Source organism: Flavobacterium gossypii (assembly GCF_014138495.1).
In the GTDB taxonomy this organism is placed as follows: Bacteria; Bacteroidota; Bacteroidia; order Flavobacteriales; family Flavobacteriaceae; genus Flavobacterium; species Flavobacterium endophyticum.
In genome coordinates, this window is record NZ_JACJIS010000002.1 from 666,684 (window position 1) to 684,362 (window position 17,679).

Here is a 17,679-nt window from a genome sequence, read left to right on the forward strand (position 1 = left end):
AAAACCAAAGGATATGAAATTAAAGGAATTACTTACCCCTACACTTGTTTACAGAACAGCTCTAGGGGTATCTTTTATTTTGGTGATAAGCGTCGCTATCGTTTTTCATATCCAGATGAAAAGCTTGAACCAATCTGTAGATTTGATTTCGGATTCTAATAAGAAACAATTTGAGCTCGAAAAAATTATCACCGAAATTATTCAAAGGGAAAGCGGGATCCGAAGCTATATCATTACCAAAGATTCCCTTTTTTATGAAAACAATCTGCAACTTAAACGAAAACTCTTCAACGGTCTTTCCCAGCTAAAAACCGGTTATTCAAGTCGCGAAGATATCCAGAATATCGAAAACCTGAGCAAGGATATCCAAAAAAGGCTAGCGCTTTTTGAAGAAGTCTTGGCCATTTCCAATTCAAAACGTACCGACCCTGCCCTACTGCATGCCAAATTAATTGAAGGAAACATGCAGACAAAAGCTATCCAACAAAAAATATACAAGCTTATTGACAAGGAAGTTACGAAGTTAAAATTGCACAACATCAATCATCGTTATGATATTGAAACGTCTACAATCACAGCTTTTTCGCTCACAATCATAACTTTGGTCGTATTGTTATTTTCCCTCAACAAGATAAACCTTGATTTCGTAAAAGTAAGGAAGCTGAACGAAGAGTTGAAATTTGTCAACCAAGTTTCTGATAATGCTGAAAAAGTAGCAGGAATAAGCCATTGGAAAATAAACATCAAGACAGGCAAGTTTTTTTATTCCGATAATTTCTTTCGGATATTAGGGCTCAAGCCACATGCTTTTGAACAAAATCTAGACAACTTTACTCCTTTTATCCACCCAGATGACGTAGAAGACGCGGTAAGACAGCATGAAGAGTCAATGCGAAATCATACGCCAACATCAATGATCTATAGGATTGTGCGCCAAGACGGTGAAATAAGATACATCAACTCAACAGGAGATTTTACGCATAACAGCAAAGGAGAGCTTGTCAAGATTGGCGTCAGCAATGATATTACCGAAGAATACACGAACAAGCTGGCATTGGAAGAAAAAAACAGGACGCTGATTGCTATGAATGCTGAATTAGAATCGTTCAACCAGATCGTGAGCCATGACTTGCAGGAGCCTCTTCGAAAAATACAAATGTTTATTTCTAGGATTGAAGATTCTGATTTTGAAACTATTTCAGAAAAAGGAAGGGATTATTTCTCAAAAATCAAAAATGCTGCGAATAGGATGCAGAACCTGATGATGGATTTGGTCGACTATTCAAAAACCATAAAAGACGACAAAGTTTTTGTAAAGACCAACCTTAACAAGCTTCTAGAAGATGTGATTCATGAACTTGCTCTAAACATCGAAGAAAAAAACGCAATAATCGAAATTGGCAACTTGCCGAAACTAAATACAATTCCGTTCCAGATACACCAATTATTCGTTAATCTTATTTCTAATTCGCTAAAATACAGCAAAGAAACCACATCTCCGGTCATTAAGATCAAGGCAGTAAAAATCAAAAACGGAGAGAAAATCAATGATATCGAACTTTCCGATAAAAAATATTACAAGATAACGGTAACCGATAACGGAATAGGATTCAAGCAAGAATTCTCTGAAAAGATCTTTATGCTCTTCAAGCGACTCGAAACAGACATTGATTATTCCGGAACCGGGATAGGGCTCGCCATCTGCAAAAAGATTATCGAGAACCATAACGGATTTATCAAAGCCGAAGGCAAGCCTGATATTGGTTCTGTTTTTATCCTCTATCTCCCTAAATAAAGATTTCTTAAAGTTAAATAATGTAACATTCCGATTTGTTTGTCGTCCTACGTTCTGAAACGTTAAAATATGTTTTTGTAAAATAATTCTTAAACATAGGCGTTTTCTAGAAAGTGAATTTTCTCACAGAACAATAACAATCAAATCAATCATGAATCAAAAAACGAACGTTCCTTTATTAATCTTGCTTTTCCTCATCGGAAGCTGGGCAAAAGCCCAAGACAAAGTCACCATAAGCGGTACGATTGTCAACTCCCAGAGCAATGAAACCCTGATCGGGGTCAACATCTTCATCCCTGAACTACAATCAGGCACGACCACAAACGAATACGGCTTCTTCTCGCTCTCTGTTCCAAAAGGCGATTACACCCTTCAAATCAGCTACATGGGATTCCAGACTTCTGAAGAAAAAATATCGTTGCAGCAAAACCTTCGGAAAAACATCAGCCTGGAAAGTACTACCCAGAATCTTGATGAAATCGTAATTACCGAAAGAAAAAATATTGCCAATATCAAAAAACCTGAAATGAGCGTGAACAAGCTCTCCATTCAGGAAATTAAAAAAATGCCAGCTGTATTAGGAGAAACCGACATCCTAAAATCAATCCTTCAACTGCCTGGAGTTACAAATGCAGGCGAAGGTTCATCAGGATTTAATGTACGAGGCGGAGCAGCCGACCAGAATCTTATCCTTCTTGACGAAGCCCTGATTTATAATTCATCTCACTTATTCGGATTCTTTTCTGTTTTTAATTCAGACGCTATTAAAGACCTGAAACTATACAAAGGAGGCATTCCTTCTCGTTTCGGAGGCCGCGTTTCTTCAGTATTGGATATCTACCAAAAAGAAGGAAATAGCAATGAATTCCACATGAATGGTGGTATCGGACTGATTTCCAGCCGACTTTTAGCAGAAGGGCCTATCGAGAAAGGAAAAGGTTCCTTTCTTGTAGCAGGAAGAAGCTCGTATGCACATTTGTTTTTAAAGCTTACTGATAATAACAACAGCGCTTATTTTTATGACCTAAACACTAAATTGAGCTACAAGCTGAATGACAACAACAGCCTCTTTTTATCCGGATATTTCGGAAGAGACGTTTTCGATATCAACGACCAGTTCAATAATGTGTATGGAAATGCCGTATTGAACTTGAGATGGAACCATCTTTTTTCGGATAAGTTATTCTCCAACATGTCTATGATCTACAGCGATTATTACTATGGACTTAAGCTCGATTTCGTCGGATTGAACTGGGATTCTGGAATCAAGAATTACAACTTCAAATATGATTTCAAGCATTATATAAGCGAAAAGCTAAAAATGACCTATGGTCTAAATGCTGTCTATTATGATTTTAATCCTGGAACTATTTCGCCTACAGGCCCATCTTCAGGAATCAACCACGACCAATTGGACAAAAAATACGCTCTCGAGCCTGCACTTTATATCGACGCAGAGCAGGAAGTGACGGAAAAACTTAGTGTCAATTATGGTCTTCGCTATAGCATGTTCTATCGCCTTGGACAGCAAGACATGAATATCTATGCCAACAATGAAGCCGTGACTTTCAACCAAGAACTTCAGATTTACGAAAAAGGAAAACCAATCGGAACCGAGCATTTTGGCAGTGGCAAGACAATCGCCTCTTTCGACAATCTTGAACCTCGCCTTGCCGTATCTTATCAGCTAAGCGACAATCAGTCCATCAAAGCGAGCTACAACCGAATGAGCCAGTACATCCACTTGATTTCGAATACCTCTTCTCCTACTCCTTTGGACGTTTGGGCGCCTAGCGACAAATTCATCAAGCCGCAGCTTTTGGATCAGGTAGCTTTAGGATATTTCAGAAATTTCCACAACGACGATTATACTTTGGAAACCGAAATCTATTACAAAAAAGTAAAAAACAGAATCGATTATATCGACGGAGCCGACCTTATTGCCAATGAAGCAATCGAACAAGTAGTCTTGAATGGAAAGTCCAGATCGTATGGTTTGGAAGTATTATTACGAAAAAATTCAGGCAAATTAAACGGCTGGATTTCTTATACTTTGTCTCGTTCCGAACAGCAGACACCGGGAAGAACGGCTGCAGAAACAGGAATCAACAACGGAAAATGGTACAGCACTGGTTATGATAAAACGCACAATTTGGCTGTTACCGCATCTTATAGCTTAAACGACAAATGGTCTTTCGGAAGTACATTTGCATTGCAATCAGGACAGCCGGTTACTTATCCGAACGGACAATATGAATATGGTGGCATCATTGTTCCGAGTTACGGAGCTCGAAATGACGACCGTCTTCCAGCCTATCATCACTTAGATGTTTCGGCAACTTATGTTCCAAAACCAGATAAGAAAAAAGGCTGGCAAGGCGAATGGGTTTTCAGCATCTACAACTTATACAACCGTATGAATTCTGCTTCGATGACCTTTAGGCAGAATGAAGATACTGGAAGAAATGAAGCCGTAAGACTTTCGATCTTCGGAGTCATACCAAGCGTAACCTACAATTTCAAATTCTAATCAGACAAACGATATCATGAAAAATATAAAATATATAGCCATTCTTTTCCTATCAATACTTTGCTTCAGCTGTGAAGAAGTAGTTGATGTCGATCTAAACACGGCGCCCCCAAGACTTGTCATCGATGCTTCTATTGACTGGATCAAAGGAACCGACGGAGCTTCGCAGAAAATCAAACTGACAACTACGACTGGGTATTTCCAAAGCGTCATTCCTGTCGTTTCTAATGCCACTGTTTTTGTTACGAATAGCAGCAATACGATCTTTACTTTTACAGAAACTCCCGGAACCGGAGAATATTTCTGCGCCGATTTTCAGCCGGTGATAGGAGAAACCTATGTCTTGACCGTAGTCCGTGATGGGCAAACTTATACAGCAACAGAAAAGATGATGGCCGTTCCAGAAATCACAAGAACAGAACAGAATAATGAAGGCGGATTTTCAGGCGATGATACCGAAGTTAAGTTCTTCTATAACGATAATGGTAATGAAGACAATTTCTACTTGAGCAAATTTGTGACAGGCCGACTACCTTACCCTGATTATGATGTCCTAGACGACAAATTCTTTCAAGGCAATGAAATGTTTGGCGTTTTCACGCACGAAGACTTTGTAACTGGCGACGAACTCAACATTTCTCTATTGGGAATTTCAGAGCGCTACTATAACTATATGTATATCTTGATCGGTATTTCCGAAGGCGGTGGCGGCGGTCCATTCCAGACAACGCCAGCGAACGTAAGAGGAAATATCATCAATCAGACCAACAGCAGCAATTATGCTTTAGGATATTTTAGAGTATCGGAAAGAGTCGACATGACCTATACGATAGAATAATTATTGTTCTAAAGGCTTGCCACTTTCTGTCCAAGAATCGGTGCCGCCTTTAAGCTCTATAATGTTTTGAAAACCTTGAGCCTGCATTATTTCAACTGCCTCAGCGCTTCTCCCGCCTGCTTTGCAGTAGACATAAACAGGCTTGGTTTTATCAAGCTTATTGATTCGGTCAACGAAATCTTGGTCATAAAGATGGATATTTTCAGCTCCTTTCAGATGGCCTTGCTTGTATTCTTTCGGAGTCCTAACATCGACCAATTGCACAGCAGCAGCTTCGGTTTTTTTAGCAAAAACTTCAGGAGAAACCAATTCAGGGGATTTGCTCTGCGATTGACAGGAAGCAAAACTTATCAAGAGTAACAATAAAGAAAATAATCTAGTCTTCATATTTTAGAAATTTAAGGCCTAAAAGTAATAAAAAAAGGAGCGATACGCTCCTTTTTTTATTCTGGTAATTCAACTGGTCCATCCCATTCAGACATTCCGCCTATAAGATTATAAGTCGTATCAAAACCAAGCTGGCCCATTACGTCGCAGGCCTTTGCGCTTCGCATTCCTGCCTGGCAATACACATAATAGTTCTTGGTTTTGTCTAGTTCTTCTACTTCATAGATAAATCCTTGGCCTTTATAAATATCAATATTTTTGGCTCCAGGAATCATTCCTCGATTGTATTCGTCTTCGGTTCTTACGTCTAAAATTACAGCATTTTCATCTTTCTGTAATTGTGACCACCATTGTTCTTGTGATATATTCATTATTTTTTTCTGTAAAAGTATTATGCTTTGATGGAACATCCAATAGCTTTGGTCTCTTTAACTACTACTTCTTTGTTTTTCAAAAGAGCATCCACTGCTTTTTCTACATATTTTTCCTTAACTGCTTTTTCATCTCCATAATTATCATCAATAGCACCGATATATTTCACCTGGTTTCCTTTTGCTGTTTTCTGCAAGATATACACATGTGGTGTTTTTGTAGCTCCATATTGAGGATAGATTTTTTGTCCTTCATCTAACAAATACGGGAAAGTAAATCCTTTTTCTTTTGCTTTAACTTTCATCAGGTCAAAACTGTCATCCTTTTGTTTTTCAGGATTGTTCGGATTGATCGCGATTACTGGATAGCCTAGTTTTTTATATTTCTTATCTAAAGCTACGATTCGATCCTCATATGCTTGAGCATACGGACAGTGATTGCAGGTAAAAATCACGATAAAGCCTTTGGCATCTTTGAAATCTTTCAAGGAAACTTTTTTATTGTCGATGTTCTTCAAGCTGAAATCTGTTGCAATATCGCCTACTTTATAACCAGCAGCGGCATCCATATTTTTATACGTAAAAGCGCTTGCAAGCCCTGCAAGCAATACAAAAGCAAAAATTTTAATTGTTTTCATAGTATGATGTTTATAGTTTGATTTTAGTTCTGGAATTGTTTCACCTCGTTTTCAAGTTCTTCAAATGAAAAGCTCTTTTCATAAAAACGGCGCTTATCGCCTTTATAAATAATTGTTGCCGGAATCGCGCCACTCCATGTAGAATCCACTTTGTTAATCCATGTATTAGCATCTGGATCATTCAGCAACAAGACTTCTGATTTAAGATTATTTTTTTTGACAAAAGGCAGTAACTTGGTCTCTGCCATTTTCGGAAAATCGATGCTTACTAAAAGTACTTTTATCTTTTTGTCTTTATATTCTGCATTCAGCTTTTCAAAATTAGGAAGTTCTTCTACACATGGAACACACCAAGTCGCCCAAAAATTAACCACATAAGTAGTGTCATTATCCTTTTTCAGATAGGGCTCAAGGCCTAAAAAATTATACGAATCGATAGAAATACCGTCTTTTGAGTAGGTTTTTAATGGTTTTGGATTAGAAATTGCTTCCTTTTTCTCCTCAGATTTGCAAGAAACAAGCAGAAAAATGATACCAATGGCAATAATTTTCTTCATTTATAAAAAATTTATTTTGTTTTTAAACCCAATAAAAATAAGCATTCTACCTACCGGCATCATTTATTTAACAAAAATTTAATACACATTTGTATATACAATTAAAAATAGTACTACATTTGTACATACAAATTTTGTAATTACAATAATGAAAATAGAAGAAATCATCAAAACGACCTCTCCTATGGCAATCGGAAAAAAGACGGTGCTGAACATTATGTACACGCAAAACGTCTTAGCAGAAAAATTCAACGAGATACTGAAAGCCTACGATTTATCGCCAGAACAGTTCAATGTCTTAAGAATTCTAAAAGGTCAGAATGGCAAGCCAACCAACATGTGCGTTATCCAAGAACGGATGATTGCCAAGACTAGCAATACTACGCGACTGGTCGACAAACTGCTTTTGAAAGAGCTCGTGACCCGAGAAATCTGTCCTGGAAATAGAAGGAAAATGGAAATCGCCATTACAGAAAAAGGATTGGAACTTTTAGCCGATCTTAATCCAAAAGTCGAACATAATGAATGCCTGTTGGCACAAAAACTTTCCGCTGAAGAATTAGAACAGCTGAATTATTTACTAGAAAAATTAAGAACAATTAATCCATAAATTTAAAAATGAGTGCAATTATAAATAACCTGAATTGGAGATATGCAACGAAAAAATTCGATGCAACAAGAAAAATATCAGACCAAGATTTAGAAACAATCAAAGAAGCAATTAGACTTAGTGCTTCTTCTTACGGCCTTCAGCCATACAAAATCTTAATCGTCGAAACGCCAGAATTAAGAGCAAAATTACAGCCAGTTGCTTGGGGTCAATCTCAAATTGTAGATGCTTCGCATTTGATCATCTTTGCAAATCAAACTAATTTTGGAGATAACGGAATCGATTCTTACGCACAGAACATTGTTGAAACAAGAGGAATTCCTGCAGAGAGCATCCAAGGATATGTTGATTTCATGAAATCAAAAATTTCAACTCTGCCATTAGAATCAAGAAACCACTGGACATCAAAACAAACCTATATAGCTTTAGCTAATCTTTTGAATGCTGCAGCTGAGCTAAAAATCGACGCTACTCCAATGGAAGGCTTTGATGCCGAACAAGTAAATGAAGTACTTGGACTAGACAAATTAGGCCTAAACGCTTCTACAATCGCTACTTTAGGCTACCGCCATGAAGAAGATGCCACACAGCATTTTAAAAAAGTGAGAAAATCTAACGAAGAATTATTTATCAATTTATAATAATAACCTTAATTCAATTAAAAACAATGAAAAATTTCAAGACTATTGCAATCGCTCTTTTAGTAGCATTCGGATCATTTACAGCAACAGCACAAGAGAAAAAAGTTGATGTAAAAGCTAGCAAAATCAACTGGGTTGGTAAAAAAGTAACAGGACAACACGAAGGTACAATCGACCTTAAAAGTGGCGTTCTTGTTTTCAAAAGCAACAAACTTGCTGGAGGAAACTTTACAGTTGACATGACAACAATTTCTACTACAGATTTGAAAGCAGGTCAAGGAAAAGAAAAACTAGACGGACACTTGAAAGCTGACGATTTCTTCGGAACTGACAAATACCCAACAGCTAAATTGGTATTCAAATCAATCGGAAAAAAATCAGATAACGTTTATTCTGTAACTGCAGATTTAACGATCAAAGACGTTACAAACTCCGTGAAATTTGATATCACAGTTAACAAAAATAACGCTACAGCAGCATTAAAAGTAGACAGAACTAAATACGGTATCAAATACGGTTCTGGAAACTTCTTCGAAGGCCTAGGCGACAAAGCAATCTACGACGAATTTGAATTAGCTGTAGATTTAAAATTCTAATTCCAAACAATTATTTTTCCCAAGTCCCTGTCAGATGTTCTTCTGGCAGGGATTTTTTATTGGGGCGAATCCCTTCGGGTCGGGCTATCCGCTGTATCTTTTGCTCCATTTCATGCCGCAAAAGGATGCCGCTGCTATCCCTTTCGCAGACGTATCGCTCCAAAAAACTTCCGTAACTTTGCCAAATAAAACAACAACTATTCCGATGAAAAACATACTTGTAGTAGACAATTACGACAGCTTTACCTACAATCTAGTTCACTATTTAGAAGCTCTAAATTGCAAGGTTACGGTTCTCCGAAACGATGAAATCGAGCTCGAAGAAGTCAAAAACTACGACAAAATATTGCTTTCTCCCGGTCCTGGAATTCCATCCGAAGCCGGTTTATTAAAAGATATTATTAAAGAATATGCTCCCTCAAAAAGCATTTTAGGCATCTGTTTAGGACAGCAAGCTATCGGCGAAGTCTTCGGTTCGACGCTCAAAAATCTCGAAAAAGTATACCACGGAACAGCTTCAAAAGCAAAAATTTTGGTCGAAGACGAATCGCTTTTTACAAATATTCCGAACGAACTTATGGTCGGAAGATACCATTCGTGGGTCGTAGAAAAATCAAATTTAGGTTCCGATTTAGAAATAACTTCGGTAGACGAGAACGGAGAAATCATGTCGCTACGCCACAAAAATTTCGACGTAAAAGGAGTACAATTTCATCCTGAATCTATCTTGACACCATTGGGAAAACAAATTCTAGAAAATTGGGTTAGCAATTAACAATACTAATCTATTAGTTTATATAATTAAATTCAATAGTCTGAATTAAAATTATTTAAAAAATCAATATAGAAATTATCTATCGTCATTTTCTCAAACGTTTTTCGTTAAAAAAATGTTAAACAAAAATTAAACAATCGTTTAATTTAAACAAGTGTTTAATTTTGTACCCGATTTAATGATGCACAAAAATGACGACTGAATTTAATGAAAAGCAATTAGAAATCCTTCAGGTAGCCGAGGAGCTTTTTGCAGAAAAAGGATTCGACGGAACTTCCATCCGCGACATCGCAAAAAAGGCCAATATCAACATTGCGATGATTTCCTATTATTTTGGCTCCAAAGAAAAATTACTCGAATCGTTGATCATCTTCCGAACTTCCGATTTGAGATTGCAGCTCGAAAATCTTTTTAGCGAAGACCTCTCTCCTATCCAAAAAATCGAGAAGCTTATCGAACTTTACATAAACCGTCTGAACAAAAACAGATGCCTGTACCAAATTCTCCATTTTGAATTTTCTTCTAAAAAGCGAATCATGGATTTCAAGGTCTTTACCGATGTAAAAAAACAGAACCTCCTATCGCTTCAAAAAATAATTGCTGAAGGACAAGAAAAAGGAGTCTTTCGAAAAAACATCAACACGGCACTTTTGCCTCCTACGATCATGGGCACTTTTTTTCACTTCCATACCAACCGCCCTTTTTATGAAGAACTCTTCAATTTGAAGACCGAGGAAGCATACGATCATTTTATAAAAACAGAAGTAATAAGTCACATCAAACAAACAATTAAAGCCTTTTTAGTTTATGAAAACTAACCCATTGTTGTTGGGAATGCTCTTGATTCTGGGATTTGCTGAAGCAACCGCCCAAGAAAAAAGACCCCTGACACTAAACGAGGCCATTAGCTTGGCCACAACTCAAAGCAACGAGGCCGGATTGGCAGACACCAAAACCGAAACTTCGAAGTACGAATTAGAAACCGTAAAAAACAACCGCTACCCTAGCCTGAAAATTTCCGGACAATACCAGCGATTGACCGAAGCCAACATCAATTCAAAAGTTTCCTTCGGAGGCTCTGAACCAGCTGAAGGCGAAACGACTTCATCGCCAAAGGTAAACCAGTTGATTTTGGGACAAGCCAGCCTTTCTATGCCGATCTTTTCTGGATTTAAGCTAAAAAACAGCGTAAAAGCTTTCGAGAACAGATACCAAGCCGAATTGCTGAACGCAAAAAACACCAAAGAGCAGCTGGCTATGAACACGGTAATTCTTTACGTGAATCTTTACAAAGCACAACAGTCCGTACGATTGATTCAAGAAAACCTGAAGAGCTCTCAACAGCGTGTCAAAGATTTTACAGCTATGGAAGAAAACGGGTTGATTGCCAGAAACGACCTTTTGAAATCGCAATTGCAGTCTTCCAACATCGAATTGTCTTTAGAAGACGCCAAAAGAAAAGTCGCCACATTAAACTACCAGCTTGGAAATCTACTCAAGCTTCCAGAAGGAACACAGATTTCTCCCGACGATGCTATTTTTGAAAATTCAGGCTTTCCTAAGGCTTCAATTAATCAAAATGATGCTCTTGCCGGCAGAAGTGATTTGGAAGCTTTAAAATGGATGCAAAAAGCCTCAGAAGCGAATATCAAGGTTGCCGAAGGAAACTATTATCCTTCTGTATCGCTAATCGGCGGTTATGTTGCTTTTAATCTGAAAAACGTCTTGGAAGTAAATAATGCTATCAATTTTGGAGTCGGTGTTTCGTATGACCTTGCTTCTATTTTCAAAAACGGAAAAGATGTAAAGCTGGCACGAAGCCAAGCTTCAGAAACAAAACAATCTGCCGATATCCTGACAGACCGTATCAAAATGGAAGTTCAAGAAGCACAAGAAAATTATGCACTTTCGTTGAAACAGTACAAAGTCTACCAAGAAGCGATTGTTCAGGCATCTGAAAATTTCAGAATCGTAAAAGACAAATACGACAACGGACTTTCGGACACCAACGACCTTTTGGAAGCCGACGTACAAGAACTTCAAGCAAAATTAAATGAAGCCTTTTCAAAAGCAGACATTGCGCAAAGCTATTACGAACTGCTAAGTGCTTCCGGCAAACTAACCGACTCATTCAATATCACTAAAAACTAAATTCCCTTCACGATGGAAAAGAAAAAAACAAATAAAAAGTTTACGTTCATACTTGCTGCGTTAGTCGTAATCGGCGCAACTTATGGAATATACAAATACGTTCACTCGCTTTCTCACGAAACAACCGATGATGCCCAGATTGAGAAAAACATGAACCCGATCATCCCGAGAGTTTCGGGCTATGTGACAAAAGTGTATGTAAAAGACAACGACTTCGTTAAAAAAGGCGATACGCTTTTTACCATAGACGACAAAGATTACTTAGTAAAAGTAGAAGAAGCGAATGCAGCATTAGTTGCAGCACAAGGCAGCTTAGAAGTTTCGAAAGCTGATATTGGCGGTGCTTTGGCAAATATCTCTATTTCTGAAGCGAATATTTCTTCTGCGGGTGGAAATATCGAAACCGCAAAAATCAGGCTGACTAGAGCGGCAAACGACTTTGTGCGCTACCAAAACCTTTACAAAAATAAATCGATTACCAAACAGCAATTCGAGCAGGCAGAAGCTGCAAAACTAGAAGCTGAAAGCGAATTGAAAATCTTACAACAACAACAAAGAGCTAGTACTTACCAAAAATCAGTAGCAGCCTCTCGTTCAAACGTAACGAACAAACAGACGGAAGTGGCCGCTGCAAATATCAAAAAAGCGCAAGCCGTTCTCGATGCTGCGAAATTGAACTTAAACTATACAGTTGTGACTGCTTCAATCGACGGACAAGTTTCTAAAATCAACATACAGCCAGGACAATTTGTGCAGCCGGGGCAATCGATGTTTTATATCATCAACAACAGCGAAGCTTGGGTTATCGCTAATTTCAAGGAAACCCAATTGAGCAAAATGGTAGTCGGGCAAAAAGTAGGCATTCATGTTGATGCTTATCCTGATTACGAATTCAAAGGAACAATCACGTCATTTTCTCCTGCAACTGGAGCGCGTTTTTCATTGCTTCCTCCTGATAATGCTACTGGAAACTTCGTAAAAACAATCCAAAGGCTTCCTGTAAAAATCAGCCTTGATCCTGAAAATGCTCCAGATAAAGTAAAAAATCTTCGTCCAGGTATGAACGTTGACGTTGACGTACACTTAAAATAAATCCCAGCAGGTTGATGATTTAGGATTTGTAAAAAATCCTAAATCATCAATCCAAAATCTTAAATTAAAATGGAAGCAACTTCAGGAGAAGACAGTTTAGTTGAATACGGCTTCAGAAGGGTTATCATTACGATTACCGCGGTACTTTGTGCCCTGTTGGAAATCGTCGATACGACCATCGTAAACGTGGCCCTGACAGACATGCGCGGAAGCCTCGGTGCTACCCTGACTGATGTCGCCTGGGTAATTACTGCCTATGCGATTGCCAACGTAATCGTGATTCCGATGACGAGCTGGTTGTCACAGCAATTCGGAAGAAGAAATTATTTTGCCGTGTCCATCGTCATCTTTACCGTTTCATCATTTCTATGCGGTAACGCTACAAACATCTGGGAACTCGTCGTCTTTCGTTTTGTCCAAGGACTTGGCGGAGGAGCATTATTGGTAACGGCACAGACAATCATTACAGAAAGCTATCCGGTTGCCAAACGAGGAATGGCTCAAGCAATTTACGGCTTAGGTGTAATTGTAGGACCAACATTAGGACCGCCTTTGGGAGGTTATATCGTAGAAAATTATTCTTGGCCTTATATCTTTTACATCAATATTCCTTTAGGAATTATAGCTACAATCTTGACCTTGTCGTATGTAAAAAGCCCTAAATATGGTGAAAAGCTAAGGGCAAGCCAAGTCGATTGGTGGGGAATTCTGCTGTTAGCCATGTTCATCGGTTCTTTGCAATTTGTCTTAGAACACGGACAGCAAGACGATTGGTTTGACGACGGATTGATTACCACATTAAGTATCGTCAGCCTTTTCGGATTGATATTATTTATCTGGCGAGAACTGACTTATAAATATCCGATTGTTAACCTCAGCGTATTAAAAGACGGAAATCTTAGAATCGGAACTGTAATGTGCTTTATCCTCGGATTTGGATTATACGGCTCGACATTGATCTTGCCAATCTATACCCAATCCGTTTTAGGATGGACAGCTTTAGATGCGGGGTTATTACTAATTCCAGGTTCTATTACTACCGCATTCATGATGCCTATCGTCGGGAATTTAATCCAAAAAGGCGTACCGCAAGGCTATATGGTCGGCGTTGGATTCTTGGTATTCTTTTTCTTCACCTTCTGGATGCACAATGTGATTACGCCCGACACGGGTGTCGAACACATGTTCTGGCCGCTGATTTTAAGAGGAATCGGACTTGGACTATTATTCGTTCCTATCACTACTCTAGCCTTATCAACATTAAAAGGAAAACATATTGGAGAAGGTGCTGCTTTTACAGGAATGATGCGACAATTAGGAGGTTCCTTCGGAATTGCGATTATCACCACTTTCATCACAAGATTCAGCCAAAACCATCGCGTGGATTTAGTGTCTCATTTAAGTGCCGATAAATTGGAAGTCCAAAACAGAGTACATCAATTGCAACAAGGATTTATGGCAAAAGGTTTTAGTTCCAGCGAAGCGCTCGGAAAAGCGTATCAAGTCATGGATGTTTCGGTCATGAAGCAAGCTACGGTATTATCGTATATGGATATCTTTATGTATTTGGGAATTATGTTCTTGTGCTGCATACCGATCATACTTCTCATCAAGAAAAGTAAAAACAAAATTAATCCGGCAGATGCCATGCATTAATATTTTTTCAAGGTTATTATTTGAGAAAGCTTCGGGATTCCCGAAGCTTTCTGTTTTTAAATTAGCGTTTATTTAATATCTGCTTAATTTGTTTCCCTGATATTCCGCCTACTTTAGCCTTGTGCTTAAAATAAAAGCCAAGCAATGCACAACAAATCCTTTTATTTCATACATTTGATTGAATGTAAGGTAGTTGTATTAATTTTTAATCTGATTATCATGGGACTATTCGGCAAAAAAGAGAAGAAAATATTCAAGGAATTCAGCAAAAAAAGCGTCGAATACCTGACAGATATTAACAAAGATACGGATGAACTTTTGGAAGAACTCCAAGAAAGCTACTCAGAAAACCGATTTGCGATTCCAGAATTCATCAGCCTTATCGAATCTATAAAAGCAAAAATTTCGCTTGAAGAATCTCAAAAGCTTGAGGAACTTTCCCAAAAAATTGTCCAAATAAAAAAATGTGCTAAGAAAAGCGTCAGCGCTGTAGCCGAACTTTCAAGAAACCAGCGAAAAACAACCCGCGAAGCCATAAGAGAATTCAGCGAGTTTGTTGAATCGTAATTATCTCGTAAAAACTAATTTGTTCCCTTTCGACAAGTTAGCATCGAATTTATAACTTTCATAATCGAATCCTTTCAAATCATCAATCGTTTCCGCATTCGTATCAATAATATAACGAACCATCATGCCTCTCGCCTTCTTGGCAAAGAAACTGATCATCTTTAGCTTGCCATCTTTATAATCCTTGAATTCTGGAGTGATTACAGGAACTTTTAGCGCCTTCACATCCACAGAATCAAAATATTCATTGCTGGCCAAATTCACAAACAGCTCGCCTTTCTTCAATTCTGAATTCAATGACTTCGTAATTTTCGCCTTCCAGAATTCATACAAGTTCTTGTTTTTTCCGACTGGGAGCTTGGTTCCCATTTCCAAACGATACGGCTGTATCAGATCTAAAGGCTTAAGCAAACCGTACAATCCTGACAAAATTCTAAGTTTGCCTTGCAAATCATCTAATTTTTCCAAAGGCAGAGAATATGCATCCAAACCAATATAGACATCGCCATTAAAAGCATAAATCGCCTGGCGGGAATTTTCCAATGTAAAAGGTGTTGCCCATTCTTGATTTCTATGCCAATTCAAATCCGCTAACTTTTCTGAAATGTCCATCAACTCAGAAAGTTTTTTAGGCTTCAGCTTTTTTAAGACTCTGTGGATGGTGTTCGATTCTTTTAGAAAAACAGATTCGGTATGTGTAGTTGTAGGCAGTGCGGTTTCAAAATCTAAAGATTTGGCAGGCGAAATAACGATTTTCATGTTCTGGAATTTGATTTCAAAAATACAAAATCATACGCATGAATTTTGATTTTTTATATCAAAAATACGAGAGCTAATTCCATAAATTCAGTTTCTCTCTTTTTAGTATATTTGTAGAAACCTCAAAAAACTCACGCCTTGTATTCACAAATCAACAAAAGCATCAGTCGTTACGTTTCATTTTCGGAAGAAGAATTGTCTACGTTCAATTCGTTATTAGAATATAAAAAAGTACCAAAAAAAACCATCATGCTCCATGAAGGCGAAATGTGCAATTTTGAAGCATTCGTAATCAAAGGCTGCGTCAGAAAATATTATATCGACGCCAACGGTTTTGAAGTCATCCTACAATTCGCGATTGAAGATGCCTGGGTCAGCGATATCTCCTTCAGTATTTATGAAACCAAGCCGAGCCAGGTTTTTATCGAAACTCTTGAAGATTGCGAGTTTTTGATATTTTCGCCAGAATCAAAAGAAGAACTGTTTACCAAAGCGCCAAGGTTTGAAAGAGCATTTCGTATTTTGATGCAAAGAAATCTGTCAGTAACCCAAAACAGGCTTTTTCACACTATTTCTCAAACGGCAACAGAAAAATATCTTGAGTTTCTGGAACTCTATCCTACCATTCCGCAGCGCGTAGCACAACATTATATCGCATCCTATTTGGGAATTTCGCCTGAGTTTCTCAGCAAAGTAAGAGCTCGAATCGCAAAAAACTAATATTTTAAATTCCCTCAAAAAAATTTACAAAAAAAGTTTTTCTTGTCCTAGTTCAATGCATAAGGAGATTTTCTGACGGAAATTTGTCCTGTAATTAAAACGCATTAGAAATGGACCGTAAAAATTTTATAAAAAAAGGATTGATGGGCACTGGAATGTTCATCACGTCTGCTGCGATAGGCGATGTCATGAAAAACGATATCGACGAGATTAAAGAATTGGAGCCGCTTGGATTCAACCATCTTCCAAATCCAGAATCATTTGTTATGGAAAATACGGTGTTGCATAAATCAGCTACTCGCGGACATGCAAATCACGGCTGGCTGGATTCGCATCATACGTTCAGCTTTGCGAATTACCATAATCCCGACAGAATGCATTTCGGCGTTTTGAGAGTATTAAACGACGACCGTGTTGATGCTGGTATGGGCTTCGGAAAGCATCCGCATGATAACATGGAAATCATCTCGATTCCGCTTGAAGGCGATTTAGAACACCAAGATAGCATGGGAAATGTGGCCGTAATCAAAAAAGGAGATATCCAAGCCATGAGCGCCGGAACTGGAATTTATCATAGCGAATTCAACAAGAATAAAGATAAATTGACTAAATTCTTGCAGATTTGGGTGTATCCAAACAAGAAAAACGTAACGCCTAGATACGATCAGATTTCTTTAGATGAAAACGAACGCCATAACAAGCTGCAGCAGATTCTTTCTCCAAATGCCGATGACGCAGGGGTCTGGATTCATCAAGATGCTTGGTTTCATTTAGGCAAATTTGACAAAGGTTTTGCGATAGAATACAAGTTTAAAAAAGGAGGAAACGGCATTTATGCTTTTGTCATCAAAGGCGATTTCAATATCGGAACTATTGCCTTAAACGAAAGGGACGGTTTGGGAATCTGGGACACAAAAGCTATCGCTATCGAAGCTTTATCCGAAAATGCAGAAATCCTGCTGATGGAAGTACCAATGGCTTTATAAGAATTCAAAC

General features: G+C 38.2%; 19 protein-coding genes. 14 read left to right on the forward strand and 5 right to left on the reverse strand.

Annotation, left to right across the window (positions count from 1 at the left end; all coding sequences use genetic code 11):
* Nucleotides 1-13 precede the first annotated feature (13 nt).
* The 3 genes from GGR22_RS12765 to GGR22_RS12775 all read left to right on the forward strand — a co-directional run bounded on the left by GGR22_RS12765 (nt 14) and on the right by GGR22_RS12775 (nt 5,163).
* Nucleotides 14-1,795 (forward strand): ATP-binding protein, encoded by a 1,782-nt coding sequence (locus GGR22_RS12765; protein WP_182493977.1) that lies wholly within the window; start codon nt 14-16, stop codon nt 1,793-1,795.
* 151 nt (nt 1,796-1,946) lie between these two features.
* A complete protein-coding gene (locus GGR22_RS12770; RefSeq protein WP_182493978.1) occupies nt 1,947-4,325 on the forward strand; it encodes a TonB-dependent receptor in 2,379 nt (792 codons plus the stop codon).
* Nucleotides 4,326-4,341: 16 nt separating this feature from the next.
* Complete coding sequence (locus tag GGR22_RS12775; protein ID WP_182493979.1) at nt 4,342-5,163, forward strand: DUF4249 domain-containing protein; 822 nt, start codon at nt 4,342-4,344, stop codon at nt 5,161-5,163.
* Here the strand turns inward: GGR22_RS12775 and GGR22_RS12780 are convergent, their stop codons facing one another.
* The 4 genes from GGR22_RS12780 to GGR22_RS12795 are packed head-to-tail and all read right to left on the reverse strand — an operon-like array spanning nt 5,164 to nt 7,116.
* Nucleotides 5,164-5,550, reverse strand: coding sequence for a rhodanese-like domain-containing protein (locus GGR22_RS12780; protein ID WP_182493980.1), 387 nt, complete (start codon nt 5,548-5,550; stop codon nt 5,164-5,166).
* Between the two features lie 56 nt (nt 5,551-5,606).
* Complete coding sequence (locus tag GGR22_RS12785; protein WP_182493981.1) at nt 5,607-5,921, reverse strand: rhodanese-like domain-containing protein; 315 nt, start codon at nt 5,919-5,921, stop codon at nt 5,607-5,609.
* 20 nt (nt 5,922-5,941) lie between these two features.
* Nucleotides 5,942-6,559 (reverse strand): thioredoxin family protein, encoded by a 618-nt coding sequence (locus tag GGR22_RS12790; protein ID WP_121377437.1) that lies wholly within the window; start codon nt 6,557-6,559, stop codon nt 5,942-5,944.
* Nucleotides 6,560-6,582: 23 nt separating this feature from the next.
* Nucleotides 6,583-7,116, reverse strand: coding sequence for a TlpA disulfide reductase family protein (locus GGR22_RS12795; RefSeq protein WP_182493982.1), 534 nt, complete (start codon nt 7,114-7,116; stop codon nt 6,583-6,585).
* Nucleotides 7,117-7,264: 148 nt separating this feature from the next.
* Between GGR22_RS12795 and GGR22_RS12800 the strand changes: the two genes are divergently transcribed.
* The 9 genes from GGR22_RS12800 to GGR22_RS12840 all read left to right on the forward strand — a co-directional run bounded on the left by GGR22_RS12800 (nt 7,265) and on the right by GGR22_RS12840 (nt 15,204).
* A complete protein-coding gene (locus tag GGR22_RS12800) occupies nt 7,265-7,726 on the forward strand; it encodes a MarR family winged helix-turn-helix transcriptional regulator (protein ID WP_182493983.1) in 462 nt (153 codons plus the stop codon).
* 8 nt (nt 7,727-7,734) lie between these two features.
* Nucleotides 7,735-8,367 carry an NAD(P)H-dependent oxidoreductase gene (locus tag GGR22_RS12805; RefSeq protein WP_121377440.1) on the forward strand — a complete coding sequence of 211 codons (633 nt, stop codon included), beginning with the start codon at nt 7,735-7,737 and terminating at the stop codon, nt 8,365-8,367.
* A gap of 26 nt (nt 8,368-8,393) precedes the next feature.
* The gene (locus GGR22_RS12810) at nt 8,394-8,963 is read left to right on the forward strand and encodes a YceI family protein (protein WP_182493984.1); all 570 of its coding nucleotides are present in this window, start codon (nt 8,394-8,396) and stop codon (nt 8,961-8,963) included.
* A 205-nt stretch (nt 8,964-9,168) separates the two neighbouring features.
* Nucleotides 9,169-9,738 carry an anthranilate synthase component II gene (locus tag GGR22_RS12815; protein ID WP_182494025.1) on the forward strand — a complete coding sequence of 190 codons (570 nt, stop codon included), beginning with the start codon at nt 9,169-9,171 and terminating at the stop codon, nt 9,736-9,738.
* Nucleotides 9,739-9,929: 191 nt separating this feature from the next.
* Nucleotides 9,930-10,556 carry a TetR family transcriptional regulator gene (locus tag GGR22_RS12820; RefSeq protein ID WP_121377442.1) on the forward strand — a complete coding sequence of 209 codons (627 nt, stop codon included), beginning with the start codon at nt 9,930-9,932 and terminating at the stop codon, nt 10,554-10,556.
* The gene (locus tag GGR22_RS12825) at nt 10,546-11,889 is read left to right on the forward strand and encodes a TolC family protein (protein ID WP_182493985.1); all 1,344 of its coding nucleotides are present in this window, start codon (nt 10,546-10,548) and stop codon (nt 11,887-11,889) included. The genes GGR22_RS12820 and GGR22_RS12825 overlap by 11 nt, the downstream gene beginning before the upstream one ends.
* A 12-nt stretch (nt 11,890-11,901) precedes the next feature.
* Complete coding sequence (locus tag GGR22_RS12830) at nt 11,902-12,981, forward strand: HlyD family secretion protein (protein ID WP_182493986.1); 1,080 nt, start codon at nt 11,902-11,904, stop codon at nt 12,979-12,981.
* Nucleotides 12,982-13,050: 69 nt separating this feature from the next.
* Nucleotides 13,051-14,637, forward strand: a complete 1,587-nt coding sequence (locus GGR22_RS12835) for an MDR family MFS transporter (RefSeq protein WP_121377445.1) — start codon at nt 13,051-13,053, stop codon at nt 14,635-14,637.
* 144 nt (nt 14,638-14,781) lie between these two features.
* A complete protein-coding gene (locus GGR22_RS12840) occupies nt 14,782-15,204 on the forward strand; it encodes a hypothetical protein (protein ID WP_182493987.1) in 423 nt (140 codons plus the stop codon).
* Here the strand turns inward: GGR22_RS12840 and yaaA are convergent, their stop codons facing one another.
* Entirely contained in the window at nt 15,205-15,963 is a 759-nt protein-coding gene (yaaA, locus tag GGR22_RS12845) for a peroxide stress protein YaaA (protein ID WP_182493988.1), read from the reverse strand.
* Between the two features lie 138 nt (nt 15,964-16,101).
* Between yaaA and GGR22_RS12850 the strand changes: the two genes are divergently transcribed.
* Entirely contained in the window at nt 16,102-16,683 is a 582-nt protein-coding gene (locus GGR22_RS12850) for a Crp/Fnr family transcriptional regulator (protein WP_121377448.1), read from the forward strand.
* Between the two features lie 266 nt (nt 16,684-16,949).
* Nucleotides 16,950-17,669, forward strand: coding sequence for a pirin family protein (locus GGR22_RS12855; protein WP_246336965.1), 720 nt, complete (start codon nt 16,950-16,952; stop codon nt 17,667-17,669).
* Nucleotides 17,670-17,679 lie beyond the last annotated feature (10 nt).